Genomic DNA, 15,977 nt, shown 5'->3' on the forward strand with positions numbered 1-15,977 from the left:
GGGGGGGGGGGGGGCCTGCCGGGTCCAGTGAATCCATGGAGTGTCGAGGCGTCAAGGGGCCGTTCAGTATTCGCTAGTTGAACGCGGAACGGCGATCGGACAGGAGTGCAGGGTGAACGGACAGCAGGACGGCGCGGACTGGGTGGTGCGCACGGGTGAACGGCCGGGCACCCCGGGGCGGCTGACCGAGGATCACATCGTGGTGCTGCCGGACGCGGTGATCGTCCTCGACGGTGTGTCCACGGTGACCGGCGACGAGCCCCGGGGCGGCTGGTACGCCCGTACCCTCGGCGCGGAGCTCGCCCGCGCGTTCGGCGACGGTGCGGACCCGGACCTGCGGGTGGTGCTGGCCGAGGCGATCCGCGCGGTTGCCGCCGAACACCGGCTGCTCCCGGGCCGGAGCCCGGCCGCAACCGTGGCGGTGCTGCGCCGCAGTGGCGACCGACTGGACGCGGCGTTGCTCGGCGACAGCCCCGTCGTGGCGTACGGCCGGGACGGCGCGGTGCACGAACTGCGGGACGACCGTCTGGCCGACCTGGTCGCGCTCCGGCCGCAGCTGGCCGAGTACCGGAACCGGCTGGCCGCCGGTTCCGGCTTCGACCCACGGCACCGTGAACTGATGCAGGAGCTACGGGAGTTCCAGTACACGGTGATCAACCGCGAAGGTGGCTACTGGATCGCGGAGGCAGAACCGGAGGCCGGGTTGCACGCCGTGACCGCCTCCTGGCCGCTGGCGGACCTGACCGACGTGCTGCTGGCCACCGACGGCGTCAGCTCCCTGGTGGACGACTACCAACTCGCCAGCTGGGCCACCCTGGTGGAGGACTGCCGGCGGGCCGGCCCGCAGTGGCTGGTCGACGCGGTGCACGAGGCCGAGGCCGGGGACCAGGGCGCGGTGAAGTGGCCTCGCGGCAAGATCCACGACGACAAGGCCCTGGCCCACGTCACGCTCAACTTCCTTGTCGGGCCCGGCTGAACCTGGTCACTCGCCCGGGAGCTGGTAGATGTTGTCCGGGGTGACGATGGAGGTGACCGCGTGGGCGACGAGCGTGCTCGGCCCGGCACCGGCGTACGGGATGTCGGTGTTGAGCAGGATCACCATGGTGGCGTCCTGCTCCGGCAGGTACATCGTCACGCTCTGGTAGCCGGGCAGCGAGCCGTTGTGCCCGACCCAGCCGTGGGTCCGGAACAGGCCCAGTCCGTACCCGGCATCGTCGAAGCCGGGGACCGAGAGGAACTTCTCCCGCTGCGCCTGGGTGGCCGGGGAGAGCAGGGTGCCGGTGGCGACCACCTTGGCCCAGTGGTGCAGGTCGTGCAGGTCGGAGATCATCGCACCGGCCGCCCAGCCCCAACTCGGATTCCAGTCCGTGGTGTCGGCGACCTCGCCGGACAGCGTCTGCCGGGTGTACCCGTGCGCGTGCGGCTCCGGGAACTCGGCGCCTGCCGGGAGGAAGGTGCGGTGCAGGTGCGCCGGTCCTGTCACGCGCTGCTGGATGAAGTCGGCGAGCGGCATCCCGCTGAGCTTCTCCACCACCAGGCCGAGCAGGATGGTGTTGGTGTTGGAGTACTGGAACGCCGAGCCCGGTGCGAACACGTTCGGGTGGCGGAACGCGTACTCCAGCAGCTCAGACGGGGTGAAGGGCCGGGTCGGGTCGCTGAGCAGGTCGTGGACGAAGCCGTCGTCGGCGGTGTACGAGAACAGGCCGCTGCGCATCTCAGCCAGCTGACGGATCGTGATGTGCTCGCCGTCGGGGACGCAGTCCAGGTAGGCGGAGATCGGGTCGTCGAGCCCGACCAGACCTTCGTCGACCAGCTCCAGGAGGGCGGTGACGGTGAAGGTCTTGGTCTCGCTGCCGATCCGCATGTTGAGGTCGGGCGTCATCGGCGTACCGGTCGCGGTGTCGGCCACCCCGGTCGAGCGGATGTAGGTGCCCCGGCCGGGTAGCCACAGGCCGACCGTCACGCCGGGGATGCCGGCTTCCTGGCGGGTGCTCGCGATCGCCTCGTCCAGGCGGGCCACCAGGGCGGGATCGAGCTCCTGGTGGGGAGCACCGGCCGGGTGGGCGCTCCGGGCGACGGCTGTCGTCGGGGGGAGCGCCTGGGCGGCCGGTGAGGTCAGGGCGAGCGGGGCCAGAGTGGCGAGGGCGAGCAGGGCGGTGGCGAGTCGACGGGCGCGGACACGGCGCATGGCGGGGCCTCTTCCGGTGGGCGGGGACCTTGCCAGGCCCACGTCACCACCCGCCCCGCCTCCGCACCCGGTCAACCCCGGCACCACCACGCCGAGTCCACCCGTACGGACCTGGCCCGGCGCCGGGCGGCGCTGTCGTGCCGAGCGGTCCGGCTCGGCGCACCCTGGAGGTAGGGAAGGCCGTGCCCGGCCGGGGCGGCCGACGGACTCCGGAGGTGTTGGGACGATGGCGAAGTTCATGGATGTCCACCAGAACATGACTGGCATCACGGAGGAGGATCTCCGCGCGGCCCACATGGCCGACCTCGCCATCGAGGCCGACGAGGGAGTGCACTTCGAGCAGGCCTGGGCGGATCCGGAGGCGGGTGTCGTGTACTGCCTGTCGGAGGCGCCGTCCAAGGAAGCGGTCCAGCGGATCCACGAGCGGACCGGGCACCCGGCCGACGAGATCCACCCGGTGCCGCTGATGGTCTGAGGCCGACCGCCGGAGTCAGGCCACCGGAGTCAGGCCGGTCAGGCCACCGGATTCGGGCTGAGCAGGACGACCTCGGCCGGACCGGCGCGGAACGCCTTGTTGGCGGCATCCGCCGCGACCATGTGGGCCGAGGCGTCGTGCTCCCGCAGGGCCTCGGCCGACGCCCACTGCTCGAGCAGGACGAAGCGGTCCGGGGCGTCGGTCACGGTGTGCAGGTCGTACTGCAGGCAGCCGGCCTCGGCGCGGACCACCGGTGCCAGCGCGGCGAACGCGGCGACCTGCTCGGCTCCCCGGCCGGGCCGGGTGGTGATGTGGACGATGACGCGCAGGGTGTTCGACATGCGGCGAACCTAGCAAGTGCCCATTGGGCTCTTGATGTGCGGGTAGCAGCACTGCCGACGGTGTCGGATGTTCTCGATCTCGCCGGTCCGGCTGCTGGGCTGTTCACTTCCAGCGGTGGACTCGCAGCTCTCGGCAGCGCCAGGAGAGCTGGCGAACGTCTGCCCGGGGTCTGCGGTGGCCCCATTGCCCGCCCGCGACGGACAGGTTGACGATGATCCAGGCACGCCAGGCGGGGCCCACGCCCCGGCCGTCGGCGTACACCTCGCGGCCGTCCACCGACCAGTGCACCGAGTCGGCACCGAACCGGCAGCCGATGGTGAGCCACTGCCCCGGCGTGACCAAGCCGTCCAGGTAGGCCGGGTTGCCGGGGCGGACGTGGTTGCTCAGCTCCAGCATCCTCGGGTGGTCGTCGTGGTACTCGAAGACATCCACCTCGCCGTGGCCCGGCTGCGGGTGGCCCGGGGAGACGTCTCGGCCCCAGGTCCAGAGCGCCGGCCAGACGCCCTGCGCGGCCGACAGCAGGCACTGCGCCTCCAGCAGGTCGCCCGGCCGCAGTTCGAAGCCGCCCTCGGTGTTCTCGGTGGTCACCAGCGGGGCCTTCCAGCGGCGCGAGGTCTCGCGGACGGCGGTGAACCGGTCCCCGTCCGGACCGTAGCCGGGGACCAGATGGTCCAGCTTGTTGTCGTCGGGGTTGAGGCCGCCCGGAGGGTAGGCGGACGAAATGCCGGCCGCCCACTGCCTACGGTCGGAGAACGGGGCGTCGAACACCACGGTCGGTCCGGTCGGTCCGGTCGGTCCGGTCGGTGCGGCCGGAAGGCCGCTCGGGGGAAGCGATTCGGTCACCGGAGACTCCTGGGTTCGCATGATCGGGTCACTGCGGGTATCCCCGCTGGATCCGTTCCCCGACCGCCTGGTCAACCAGCGTGCGGAGGCGCGAGCACCCGCACACGGGGGCGTGACTGGGGCGGTCCAGCCAGGGCCTGCCTGGCGGATCTCCGGTGCGGTGCGGTGCGGTGCCGTCGGCAGTCGGCCGGCGGGTTCAGCTGGGGTACTCGGCGCCTCGGCCGGCGTAGTACCACCAGGTGACCACGATGCAGCTGTGGAACTCATGCTGCTTCCCCTGCTGTCGAGACGGTGCAGGTCCTGGCCGGTCCAGAGTCCTTGTTCCGTGAAGAGGGCGGCGAGCCGGTCGAGGCCCTCGTCGATCTGATGATCTGTCAGGGAGCTGATGGACAACCGCAGTTGGTGCTCACCACCGGCCCCGCTGTAGAAGTGGCGCATCGGTGTCCAGAGCACGCCGTGCGCGCGGGCCGAGTGCTCGAGCAGGGCGTCGTCGGCCGGGAACGGGACGGTGACGCAGACGAAGAAGCCACCGGTGGGTACGTTCCAGCTGACGCCGGGGTGGCCGCCGAACCTGTGCTCCAGGCCGGCCAGCAGCCGGTGGAGACTGTCGCGGTAGATCTCCCGTTCCCGGCGGTTGGCCTGTTCCAGACTGAAGTCGTGTTCGAGCAGGGCGCCTCCGATGACCGCCTGGGCGATCGGTGAGGTGTTCACGGTGACCATGCTCTTGATCTTGGAGAGCTGGTCGGCGAACAGCCCGGTCCGTCCGTCGGCGTCGGCGACCCGCTGGTCCGCCACGACGTAGCCCACCCGGGCGCCGGGCAGCACGGTCTTGGCGAAGGAGCCGAGGTAGACCACCCGGCGGGAGGTGTCCAGTGACTTGAGCGTGGGAGGTGTCCCGCCGCCGCTGTGGAAGACGCCGTACGGGTTGTCCTCCAGCAGCAGGATGTCCTCCCGCTCGGCCACCGCGAGCAGTTCGCGCCGCTGGGCCGGATCCATGCTGAGGCCCGAGGGATTGGCGAAGTCGGGCATCACGTAGCAGGCGCGTGGCCGCAGGCCCTCGGCCCGGGCGGCGCGGATCCGGGCTGTCAGGTCGGTCAGGTCGATCCCGGCCGGCCCGGCGGCCACCGGCAGCACGGGTAGGTCGACGAGCCGCGCGGCCCCGGTGAGACCCACGTACATCGGCGACACCGAGAGCAGCACGTCGCGCTCGTCCGCCCGAAGGGCGCGCAGTACCAGGAACATCGCCTCCTGGCAGCCGACGGTGACCACCACCGACTCCGGGTCCACCAGCAGGCCCTCGTCGCGGGCGAGCTGACGGGTGATCAGCTCGTGCACGATGCCCTTGGTGCGGCCGTACTGGCACAGCGTGCGGTGCACCTCGGCCGGTGAGTGCCCCAGGTCGTCGGCGAGATGGCGGCCGAAGGTGCGCAGTCGGCCGAGCACCGACTCCAGGTCGAAGAAGCGCTCGACCGGGCGCCCGGCGGCGAAGGAGAGTGCCTGCGGGTAGCGCGAGGCCACCTCGTTGAGGAAGTTCATCGAGCCGAGCGCCGGGTCCTCCAGCGAGCTGTGCAGGTCGGCGGTCAGCAGGTCCGCGAGTGGCGCGTCAGACACGGGTTCCCGGCCTTTCGGTACGGAGCGCGGCTGCCGCTGCGGGGCCCGCGCAGCCGGCCAGGGTCATCGCCTCGGCCAGCTCGGTGTGCAGCAGGGAGAGCACCGCCGCCACCCCGTCCTCGCCGTGGGCGGCCAGGCCCCAGAGGACCGGGCGGCCGAGCAGGACGCCGTGGGCTCCCAGCGCCAGCGCCTTGAGCACGTCGAGACCGCTGCGCACACCGCTGTCCAGCAGGATCTCGCAGTCTCCGGACACCGCCTGCGCGACGGCCGGCAGCGCTCGCATGCTGGGCGGGGCGCCGTCCGACTGGCGGCCGCCGTGGCTGGATACCACCACGGCGTCGGCGCCGATGTCGACGGCCGCGCGGGCGTCCCGCGGATCGAGAACTCCCTTCACCACCAGGGGCAGTGTGGTCCGGCGGCGCAGGCTCTCCAGGTCCCGCCAGGTCAGCCCGGGCGCAAAGGCGGCGTCGGTGTGCACCGCGAGTGCCGATGCGCCGTCGACCCGCCGGTGGGCCTCGGTGCCCGGGCCGGTGGCGAGGTTCGCGGCCTGGACGTGCGCGGGCAGCGCGAAGCCGTTGCGCACGTCGCGCGGCCGACGGGCCATCAGCGGCACGTCCACGGTGACCATCAGGGCCCGGCAGCCGGCGTCCTCGGCCCGGCGGATCAGCTCGTGGTTCCGGGCCGGATCCCGCAGGCAGTAGAGCTGGAACCAGGTGTCGGCGCCGGTCGCGGCGATGTCCTCCAGCCGGTGACTGCTGAGCGTGCTGACGACGTAGGGGACGCCGCTCGCCCGGGCGGCGCGGGCGGCGGCGAGTTCACCCTCCTCGTGCAGCAGACGCTGGTAGGCCATCGGCGCGACGGCGACCGGCATGGCCGCCTCGGTCCCGACCAGCCGGGCGGTGGTGTCGGCGGCCGTGACACCGGTCAACACCCTTGGAGTGACGGTCAGTTCGGTGAAGGCGGTGCGGTTGGCGGCGAGGGTGGACTCGGTGCCGCTGCCGCCCTCGACGAAGTCCCAGACCTGCGGATCGAGCACGGCCCGGGCGGCCGCGCGGATGTCGGCCAGCGCGACGGAGGTGTAGGTGGTGGTGCGGTCGTCGATGGTGGTCACCCGAGCTTCTCCGCTTCCACGGCCTCGTAGAGCGCCTTGATGTTGCCGCTGCCGAAGGTGGTGGCCCCGGCGCGCTCGATGACCTCGAAGAACAGCGTCCTGCGCGGGTGCACCGAGCGGGTGAAGATCTGGAAGAGCTGGCCCTCGTAGTCCTCGTCGGCCAGGATGTTCAGCGCGCCGAGCTCCGCGACCGTGTGCCGGGCCGGCCGGAGGCGGTCGCCGAGCATCCGGTGGTAGGCGGCCGGGGCGGTCAGGAACTCCAGGCCGTGGTCGCGCATGGTGCCCACCGAGCGGACGATGTCCGCGGTCCGGAACGCGATGTGCTGGACGCCGGCGCCGCCGTGGTTCTTGATGAAGTGGTCGATCTGGCCCGGATCGCGGCTGGTGTCCGGTTCGATCAGGGTGAGCGTCACGGCACCGGACGCGGACTGCACCACCTTGGAGTCCATCGCCTGGGCGCCGACCACGATCTTCTCGGTGAAGGTGTTCCGGAAGCCCAGCACCTGCTCGTAGAAGTCGACGGTGGCGTCCAGGTGGCCCGCCTCGACGCAGACCGCGAAGTGGTCGATCTCCAGCAGGCCGGTGTCCAGCTCGCCCGGGCGGCCGGGCACCGGGACGAAGCCCGGCAGCCGGTCGGGCCCGGCCTGGTCGAGGCGCTGGACGAAGGTGTGCCGGACGTCGTCGAAGCCGCCGATCGTCGCGGTGATCACGCCGTCCTGCCGTACGGGCTCCGCCAGTGGCCGGGCGCCCCGGCGGACGGCCTCCTCGAAGGCGCCGGCCGCGTCGGGTGTCGCCAGCGCGATGTCGGCGACGCCGTCGCCGTGCCGGCGGGTGTAGTCGGCGGCGGGGTGGTCCTCGGCCAGCGGCTGGGTGAGGATCAGCCGTATTCGGCCGCGGCCGACTGCGAGGGAGCTCGCCTCGGCTCCCTGCTCCGAGGTGGCGTACGTCCCGAATCCGTAGACCTGGGCGAACCGTTGAGCGCTCGCGCCGAGATCCTCGACGTTCAGCACGACATGGTCGACGTACAGGTCCTGCAGGCCGCTTCGCCCGTTTACTGTCACGGTGATGATCTCCTGGGTTGCCCGAATGGTTCCCCCGAGGCCGCCGGCCGGTACGCCGACGACCTGCTCGGGGGATGCGAATGGTGGTGCGGGGGAGCGCTGTTACCAGGGGTCGACCCCGAGCAGCCGGCGCCCGAGCGGGGTCATCACCGCGGTCTGTTGGTCGTTGTAGTGGTGGCCGGCCGGACGGTCGCCCGGGCGGTCGCCGTTGCCCCAGGGCTGGTCGTCCCGCGCGTAGCGGAAGAACTGGGCGATCCGTGCCTCCGGCCGTCGGTTGTGCGAGGCGGCGTGCGGCATCAGATGGTGGGTCAGGACGAAGTCGCCTGCCTCCCCGGTGACTTCGACGGTCTCCAGGCCCGCGATGTTCCGCCACTTGTCGTGCAGCTGCCGGCCGCGCGGGACGGCCCTGGCCTGCTCCTCGACGATGTGGTGGCCGCCCGGCACGACATGGATGCCGCCGCCGCCCGGCCGGACGTCGGTGAAGTAGTAGCAGCCGCCGAGCTCGACCTCCTCGGAGGTGAAGAGGAACTCGTCCACGTCCTCGGGCACCGCCGGGTCGATGTGCAGGTCCTGGCTCAGCTCGCCCGGGTGCGGGGTGTCGTTGCGCATCGTGATGGCGACGGAGCCGTCCCGGACCAACAGCCGGTGGTGGCCGAGGAGTTCGGCGGTCAGCCGGTAGAGCCGTTCGTTCTGGTACAGCGGCAGGAACTCCGGCCCGTCGAAGGTCTGGTTGCCGGGGGTCCGGAACGGCTTGAAGCGGCCGTCGTAGGCCTCCCAGTGCTCCGGGATGCGCAGGTCACGCGGGAGCAGGTCCGTGATCAGGCCGGCGTAGTGCCCGGCCTCCTGCCTGCTCAGGACGCCGCGGACCAGCAGGTAGCCGTCCCGCCAGAAGGTGTCGATCTCCTGCTGGGAGAGCAACGGCGCTGCCTGGGTGATCGTCATGGGTGCTCCAAGGATTCGATGAGCCGACGGTGGTCGGCTCAACTGCCGGAGGAAACAGGGGTGTTCGGGTTTTCGAGTCGGCGCAGATCCCGCGCCAGGCCGCGTAGCCGCGCTGCCGGATCCGGTCCGCGAACTCCGGGTACCGGTCCAGCTCTCCGCCCGCCCGGACGTAGCTGAGGTCGAGATCCGGCTCCCGTACCAGCCGGGACTCCGTCAGGACGGCGAGGACGGCGAGCTCCTGGTCGGTGACCGCGGGCCGTCCGGCCACCGTCCGGCCGTCGCCGCTGCGGACCACCGGTGGGTCCGCCGCACCCGAGCTGTCGGCGATGAGGATCTCGTACCAGTCCGGTACGGCCGCCAACTCGCCCGTCTCGACCGCCTGGAGCAGCTCCTCCCGAAGGTCGAGCGGCTCGGTCGCGGCTCCGGCGGCCACCGTGACACGAGCCGTCAGCCAGGACGCGCCCGACTCGTCATCGGTCTGCAGGATCAGCTCGGCCCGCTCCACCTCGGTCAGGCCGAGCAGTCGCTGCTCCATCGCCCGGAGGTCGAGCCACCGGCCGTCGGCCCGCAGCTCGGAGCCGCCCTGGGGCAGTCGGTCGAGCCCGGCCTCCTCGGCGATGTCCGCCATCGTGCAGTCCTGACCGGCGGCCACCCGTTCGAGGACCAGCTCGATGCCGCCGAGCAGCGCGGCGCACTGATCGGGCGTCAGCACGTCCGAGTCGCCGTGCACCGAAAGCCGGACGGTGTGCGGGCCGGACCACCGCACCGACAGGCTGACCCCGTACTCGTAGGAGATCTCGTTGGTGGTCTGTGACCCGAGCTCCGAGGCGGGCCCGGTGTGCTCGGCCGGGTCCCGGTCGGCCGACTCGATCAGCTCGGTCCAACCCTGCGGCGGCGGCACGAAGTTGAAGGCGAGATCGGTGGAGAGGCCGACGCCGCGGCGGTGCTGGGCCTCGACCCGCTCCCGGATCAGGTCGAAGGGGTCGTACCTGCCGTGGTCGGGATGCCCCGCGACCAGGGCCTGCTGAACGTCGGCGGCCGCCGCGAGCAGGCCCTGGTCCTGCCGACGCAGTGTCACGGGGCTGCGCTGGGCGGTGGCGCACAGTACGCGGCGCAGTTCGCCGTTGTGGCGGTTGTCCAGCGACACGTTGACGGTGCAGGCCTCGCTCCCGGCGCGCCGGCACATCAACTCGGAGAACGCCGCCAGGATCAGGGCCGACGGCAGCAGCCCGGCGCTGGACATCGCACGGCCGAGCAGCCGGTCGGCGCCGTGCAGGGTCAGGGTGCTGCGGTAGAAGCGGCCCTCGTACCCGCCACTGGACGGGCGGCCGCGATGCAGGCGGGCCGGCGCCGCCGCGAAGTGCTTCCGCAGCCGTGCCAGCGCCCGGTCCCGCTCGGCCAGGCCGTCGGGGCCCGCCTCGCGGAGGGCCGTCTCGGCCGGCTGGAGTCCTGCGGGGGAGTCCGGCGCGGGTGCTCCGGCCAGGATCGCGGTGATCGCCTCGTCCACCACGCGGTGGAACCCGGCGTCCATGGCCACGTTGTCGGCGACCACGGCCAGCCAGCCCGACTCCCCGTCCCGCAGCAGGTGGAACCGGACCAGGAATCGGCCGACCCGACCGTGTTCCCGGGCCTTGAACTCGTCCACCAGGGTCGCCATGCACTGCTGGACGGTCCGGCCGGGCGTGACCTCGACCACCTCCAGCGGTGCGCCCGAGGCGTGGACCCGCTGCAGGAGCCGGCCGTCCACGACCTCGAGCGAGGTGCGGAGGACCTCGAACCGGTCCTCCAGCGCGCGCACCAGGCGGCGGGCGGTCGTCTCGGCCGCCTCGGCTGTCTCGGTCGTCGACGCCGGGAGGGGGCGGAGCCCTTCGGCCAGCCCCTTCTCGACGTACCACTGGAACTTCTGCGCCCTGGTCATGGGGGCGGTGAACGACGTGCCGCTGTTCACTCGGAACTCCTCGTCGTGGCCGGGGCGGCGGCGGTGAGTACTCCGCCGTTCTCCAGCACCTGGGCGGTCAGCGCGGACAGTTGACGGATCGTGGGGAACCTGAACACGTCGCGCACGGTGATCGGGGCACCGGCCGCCCGGCTCGCCGCCGTGGCCATCTGCACCGCGGAGACGGAGTCACCGCCGATCTCGAAGAAGTTGTCGTCGATCCCCACCTCGGCGACGCCGAGCAGGCCGGCCCAGAGCGCCGCGAGGGCCGTCTCCACGGTGCTGCGCGGGTGCACCGGGGTGTCCAGGGTGAGACTGCGTTCCTCGGCCGGCTCCGGCAGCCTCGCCAGATCCACCTTGAGGTTCGCGGTCAGCGGGACGGCCGGGATCACGGTGATCGAAGCGGGGTGCTGGTACCGCGGCAGCAGGTCGGTGACGTGCCGGCGGAGCTCGGTCACCAGCTTCCGGTCGGCCTCGCGGACGGCGCTCGGATCGCCGTCCGGAGCCGCCGGTCGCCCTGCGGGGACGAGGTACGCGTCCAGGCGCTTGTCGCCCGCGCCGTCGTCCCGGGCCACCACCACCGCGTCCTGTACCAGCGGATGCCGGGTGAACGCGGCCTCGATCTCGCCCGGTTCGATCCGGTAGCCACGCACCTTGATCTGGCGGTCGAGGCGACCCAGGAACCGAAGGGCCCCGTCCTCGCCGCGCCGGACGAGGTCACCGGTGCGGTACAGCAGGGACCCGACCGGCCCGAACGGGTCGGCGACGAAACGCTCGGCCGTGAGCTCCGGACGGCCCAGATAGCCGCGGGTCATCCCGTGTCCGCCGACGTACAGCTCGCCCGACCGTCCGTCAGGGACGGGCTCGCCCGCCGGGTCGAGGATGCGGACATGCACGTTGGCGATCGGACCGCCGATCGGGATCATCGCGGTGTCACCCGTGGTGGACCGTACGTCGTGGAAGGTGGCGAAACCGGTGGTCTCGGTGGGCCCGTACAGGTGGACGAGCTTGCCCGTGAAGGACTCCCGGGCCAGGTCGGCGGAGTGCGACCGGATGGAGTCCCCGCCGAACAGGAGCGTGTGCACGCCCGAGATCGCCCGGAAGTGCCCGGGCTCCAGCAGCCGGAAGACCGGGCTGGTCAGGTGCAGGACGGAGACGGCGTCGCGCTGGACCTGCTCGCACAGGCTCGACAGGTCGTCGCCGCCGAAGGTGTAGACGACACAGGTGGCGCCGTTGACCAGCGGCCCCCAGATCTCGAAGGTGGAGGCGTCGAAGGACAGCGTGGCGAGTGCGGCGATGCGGTCGTCCGGTGTGATGGAGACGTAGTTCTGGGCGGTGACCAGGTTGACCACGCCGCTGTGCGGGACGAGCACGCCCTTGGGCGTACCCGTGGACCCGGAGGTGTAGATGACGTGGGCGAGGTCGGACCGGCCGATGACGGGAGGGTTCTCCGCCGGGTGGGCGGTGGTCGGCTCGCCGTCCGGCAGCTTGTCGTCCAGCAGCAGCACCGCCGCGCCGTGGGGCGGCAGCGCGGAGGCCGGCCGGTGCTGACTGACGATCACCGGGACGGCGCTGTCCCGCAGCATGAAGTCCAGTCGTTCGGCCGGATAGCCGGGGTCGAGCGGGACGTAGGCGCCGCCGGCCTTGAGCACCGCGAGCAGGCCGACGATCATGTCGGCCGACCGCTCGACACAGATACCCACCAACGTGCCGGGGCCGACGCCGAGTTCGCGCAGCTGCCAGGCCGTCCGGTTGGCCCGGGCGTTCAGCTCGCCGTAGGTGAGGGTGTCCGCGCCGGCGACCACGGCCGTCCGGTCGGGGGCCAGCTCGGCCTGCCGCTCGACGAGGGAGTGGATGGTGGCTCCCGGCCGGAGACCGGCCGGGCCGTCGTTCTGGTGCATCACTGGCTGACTCCGTTTTCTCATGGCAGCAACCCGGGCGGAATCCGTACACAACTGGCCGCTACGGGGCCGGACGGGCTCTTGGTACTGGCGGGAAGAGTGGCATCCGGGATTTCCGGGACGCTCGAACGGGGCGCCGAAGCCCCGCGATCCGGCGGTATTCAGGCAAGGAATACACGGCATTCGGAACGGTTCACTGGAATTGCGGCCAGACGACTCGCAGGCCAGGGCCTCAAGGAAACTAAGCGATCAAACAGCGTCCCCGCAAGCTCCTTATGCGAAATCTTGGCAATGATCGACTTTGTCCGATCTGTCAGCGATTGTAGCGATTTCATGGAATCTCATGACCCGACCGTCCGAGGTGGTCGGTGATTTCCCGGGAGCGGATATCCGGGTGAATTCGCAGGTCAGTGCGGCGATGCGGGCCGGCCCAGGGATGGTCGGGCGGCGCCGCCTGCTGACGGATCGTCAGGCGGGAAGGCAGGCCGCTCGGTTGAACCGGACAATATGGGGCTATACCTGGGCATAAAGTGACGGATACGTGGCAATGTCCCATGTGAAATGTGCCATTGCATAAACGGGGTACTTGGTGGATCATGGTCAAGTGCCGCAGCGCCAGCGCCTCCTGGGTCGGGTGGGAGTCCGGGGGCTGCCGCGCCGTACGACAGGGGGGTTGGACGTGCTGAACGGTCGACTGGTGTGCGTCGAGCGAAGATCTGATGACGGCAGAGTTGTCTGCCGTACCTTTCACGAGCGGTTCGTGACGGCACTCAGCTAGTGCCTCCTCCGCTCCCGCGGGGACTTTCCGGAACGGCCGTACGGCCGTAGTCCGGCCGCTGGCCATCCCATTTTTTCTCACCCCGCCGAGTTCGGGACAGTCCCCTATGTGGCGGATGAATTCAGCGAGCTGGATCGCCCTCAGAACAAAGGAACAGCCATGTCGCAGAACCGGCCCTCGGCCCTGATCATCGGCGCGGATCCCTACCTGATCCGGGCCTGCCTCCGAAATGACATCGACCCCGTCGTGGTGTACGGACCAGGTCTGCACGACTGGGGTTTCATCGAAATCCCGCAGGGTGTCGAGAAGGTCTTCACCGAGGACACCTCGAGCGTGGAGAGCGTGCTGTTCAGCCTCCACCGGGCCGGCCTGGCGGACCGTGCCTTCAGCTGCATCCACACCGGCGACGAGATGGCCCTGGTCACCGTGGCGGCACTGGCCAAGGTGCTGGACATCTCGGTGGCCGTCGAGGCGGACGTCGCCGTGCGCTTCCGGGACAAGTGGCTGCAGAAGCAGGTCCTGACCGAGGCGGGCATCGAGGTCGCGAAGTCCCAGGTCATCGAGGACGTCCACCACCCGGACCGGTCCGAGGTCCAGGAGTTCGGCAAGGCGGTGCTCAAGCCGATCGCCGGCGCCGGCACGAAGAACACCTCGGTCGTCGAGGGTACGGCGGGGCTGAACGCCAAGGGTGCCGAGTACCGTCGCAGCGGGATGCCGCAACGCACCTTCGTGCTCGAGGAGTTCATGCCGGGCGACGAGTGGATCGTCGACGGCGTGGTCTTCGACGGGGTGCTCCAGTTCTTCAGCGTGAGCACCTACGGCGAGCCCTGCCTGAGCACGGTGGAGTTCAGCCGGGCGCTTCAGGTGGAGGTCTTCGACCCGACCGCCGACGCCGGTGCCTACGAGCTCGCGCGCTCGGTGGCGGAGCCCGCCCTGCGGGCGCTCGGCCTGAACCGCGGCGTGTTCCACATGGAGCTCTTCCACCAGCAGGAGAGCGGGAAGCTGGTGTTCGGCGAGTGCGCGGCCCGGACCGGCGGACTGCTCCAACCCGAGCTGGTGGAAGCGAAGTTCGGCGTCGACCTGGCGGTGGCCGCGATCCGCTGCGCCTCGGGTGTCGACCCGCAGATCAAGCCTTCGGTCCGGCCCGAGACGGTGGGCTCCACCTACCTCAACAACCGGCCCGGTGTCCTGGTCGGCTATCCGTCCCCGGCCGAGGTGCGCGCGCTGCCCGGCGTCGAGTACCTGCGGCTCGAACTGCCCTACGGATTCCAGATGGCGGACGCACTCGCGAGCACCACCGAGGCGGTCGGGCAGGTCGTGCTGAGCGGGGCCACCAGGGAGGAGTTCCGCAGCCGGCGCGACTCGCTGGCCCAGTGGTTCGACGAGCGCCTGGTGGTCGTGCCCGCACACGCGACGTACCCCGAACTCCGGGAGTGGCAGCGGCAGCAGTGGCCGGAGACCGTCTCGGCCTTCGGCACCTACTCGGACGACTGACCCGCAGGACCCGCCCCACCGCCCCGGCCCCAGCAGACCCACATTCCTCCACCTGTTCCGAAGGACCAGCATGCAACGCCGTAACCGTCGGATCCGTTCCTTCCGCCAGTTGTCGACCGACGCGCTGCCCGCGCAGGCCCCCGTCGTCACCCTGTTCAGCGGAGGGCTGGACAGCAGCTACCTGCTGCTGCGGTTGAAGAACGCCGGGTTCCAGGACATCCACGCACTGAGCGTGGAGCTCGGCGGGGACGAGACCAGCGCGCAGAAGCAGCGGATAGCCGACGAGCTCGGTGTCCGGCTGCACGTCGTCGACGGACGCCAGATCTTCGCGGACGAGTTCGTGCGGGCCGCGATCGTCAGCCAGGCCGTCTATCTGGGGACCCACCCGGTGAGCTCCACGCTGAGCCGTCCACTGATCGCGCAGTTCGCCGTCGAGCTGGCCGGGCAGCTGGGCGCGGGGGCGATCCTGCACACTGCGAACCGCTCCCAGAACACCCTGCGCCGGCTCAACGGGGCCCTCGACCTGCTCGGCTTCGAGGGCGCCTACGGCAGCCCGTACGACCTCGACCCGGTCGATCGCGAGGTAAAGATCCAGGAGCTGAAGGAGGTCGGGCTGGCGCAGATGAGCGAACGGGTCGTCAGCGGCGACTCGAACCTCTGGTGCCGCGAGTTCGAGTCCGGCTTCCTGGACGACCCCGAGCAGCACGCGGTCCCCGAGTACATGTACCACTGGAGTGCACGTCGGCCCGACTCCGCCGAGGACACCGTCGAGGTGCGCTTCGAGGGCGGTACCCCGGTGGCCGTCGACGGCGTGGAGCTGCCGATGATCCGGCTGATCGAGGAACTCAACCGGCGGGTCGGCGCGTTCGGTATCGGCCGGTACAGCGGGCTGGAGCACCTGGGCGGCGGCGAGAAGGTGCTGGAGATTCGCGAGATGCCGGCCGCCTGGCTGCTGCTGCGCAGCTACCGGCACCTGGAGGCGGCGGTGCTGGCGGCCGAGACCATCCGGGAGAAGATGCACCTGGAGCAGCTGTGGGTGCGGGAGGCGCTGGAGGGGCGCTGGTTCGGTGAACTGCGGTCGGCCACCCAGTCGTTCATGGATTCCTGTGCCCGCCCGGTGAGTGGCTCGGTGCGCTGGAAGCTGACGCCGGGTGGCGCCGAGACCCGTTCGATCGAGGCGGCGCAGCCGGTCTACCTCAGGGACCGGGAGGCATGGGAGCACCTGTCCGTGCAGTCCGAGGTCGCCGCGCTGGCAGGGACCTGGTGAGGTGTCGGTACGACCCGGGCGGTTCCGA

General features: G+C 71.0%; 12 protein-coding genes. 4 read left to right on the forward strand and 8 right to left on the reverse strand.

What is annotated here, in order from left to right:
* The first annotated feature begins 112 nt into the window (after nt 1-112).
* Nucleotides 113-976, forward strand: coding sequence for a protein phosphatase 2C domain-containing protein (locus ASC99_RS24445; RefSeq protein ID WP_057235702.1), 864 nt, complete (start codon nt 113-115; stop codon nt 974-976).
* 6 nt (nt 977-982) lie between these two features.
* On the opposite strand, the gene ASC99_RS24450 is transcribed toward ASC99_RS24445, so the two are convergent.
* Nucleotides 983-2,188, reverse strand: coding sequence for a serine hydrolase (locus ASC99_RS24450; protein ID WP_057235704.1), 1,206 nt, complete (start codon nt 2,186-2,188; stop codon nt 983-985).
* 226 nt (nt 2,189-2,414) lie between these two features.
* Here ASC99_RS24450 and ASC99_RS24455 point away from each other — a divergent pair, with 226 nt between their 5' ends.
* Nucleotides 2,415-2,663: an SCO4226 family nickel-binding protein gene (locus tag ASC99_RS24455; RefSeq protein ID WP_057235707.1), complete on the forward strand. Its 249-nt coding sequence runs from the start codon at nt 2,415-2,417 to the stop codon at nt 2,661-2,663.
* A gap of 38 nt (nt 2,664-2,701) precedes the next feature.
* On the opposite strand, the gene ASC99_RS24460 is transcribed toward ASC99_RS24455, so the two are convergent.
* The 7 genes from ASC99_RS24460 to ASC99_RS24485 form a co-directional block, all read right to left on the reverse strand.
* A complete protein-coding gene (locus ASC99_RS24460) occupies nt 2,702-3,004 on the reverse strand; it encodes a putative quinol monooxygenase (RefSeq protein ID WP_057235709.1) in 303 nt (100 codons plus the stop codon).
* 103 nt (nt 3,005-3,107) lie between these two features.
* Complete coding sequence (locus ASC99_RS42205; protein ID WP_369825153.1) at nt 3,108-5,459, reverse strand: aminotransferase class I/II-fold pyridoxal phosphate-dependent enzyme; 2,352 nt, start codon at nt 5,457-5,459, stop codon at nt 3,108-3,110.
* Nucleotides 5,452-6,570, reverse strand: a complete 1,119-nt coding sequence (locus tag ASC99_RS24470; protein WP_369825154.1) for an alpha-hydroxy acid oxidase — start codon at nt 6,568-6,570, stop codon at nt 5,452-5,454. The genes ASC99_RS42205 and ASC99_RS24470 overlap by 8 nt, the downstream gene beginning before the upstream one ends.
* Nucleotides 6,567-7,631, reverse strand: a complete 1,065-nt coding sequence (gene hppD / locus ASC99_RS24475; RefSeq protein WP_057235711.1) for a 4-hydroxyphenylpyruvate dioxygenase — start codon at nt 7,629-7,631, stop codon at nt 6,567-6,569. The genes ASC99_RS24470 and hppD overlap by 4 nt, the downstream gene beginning before the upstream one ends.
* A gap of 102 nt (nt 7,632-7,733) precedes the next feature.
* Nucleotides 7,734-8,531 carry a phytanoyl-CoA dioxygenase family protein gene (locus tag ASC99_RS24480; protein WP_235583115.1) on the reverse strand — a complete coding sequence of 266 codons (798 nt, stop codon included), beginning with the start codon at nt 8,529-8,531 and terminating at the stop codon, nt 7,734-7,736.
* A complete protein-coding gene (locus tag ASC99_RS41070; RefSeq protein ID WP_235583111.1) occupies nt 8,428-10,521 on the reverse strand; it encodes a hypothetical protein in 2,094 nt (697 codons plus the stop codon). Before ASC99_RS41070 ends, ASC99_RS24480 begins: the two co-directional genes overlap by 104 nt.
* On the reverse strand, nt 10,518-12,410 hold the full coding sequence (locus ASC99_RS24485; protein WP_057235717.1) for an amino acid adenylation domain-containing protein: 1,893 nt from the start codon (nt 12,408-12,410) through the stop codon (nt 10,518-10,520). Before ASC99_RS24485 ends, ASC99_RS41070 begins: the two co-directional genes overlap by 4 nt.
* A 937-nt stretch (nt 12,411-13,347) precedes the next feature.
* Here ASC99_RS24485 and ASC99_RS24490 point away from each other — a divergent pair.
* Nucleotides 13,348-14,682, forward strand: coding sequence for an acetyl-CoA carboxylase biotin carboxylase subunit family protein (locus ASC99_RS24490; protein WP_057235719.1), 1,335 nt, complete (start codon nt 13,348-13,350; stop codon nt 14,680-14,682).
* 70 nt (nt 14,683-14,752) lie between these two features.
* Nucleotides 14,753-15,949 (forward strand): argininosuccinate synthase-related protein, encoded by a 1,197-nt coding sequence (locus ASC99_RS24495; protein ID WP_057235722.1) that lies wholly within the window; start codon nt 14,753-14,755, stop codon nt 15,947-15,949.
* Nucleotides 15,950-15,977 lie beyond the last annotated feature (28 nt).

The sequence above is a fragment of the Kitasatospora sp. Root107 genome (assembly GCF_001424875.1).
GTDB lineage: Bacteria > Actinomycetota > Actinomycetes > Streptomycetales > Streptomycetaceae > Kitasatospora.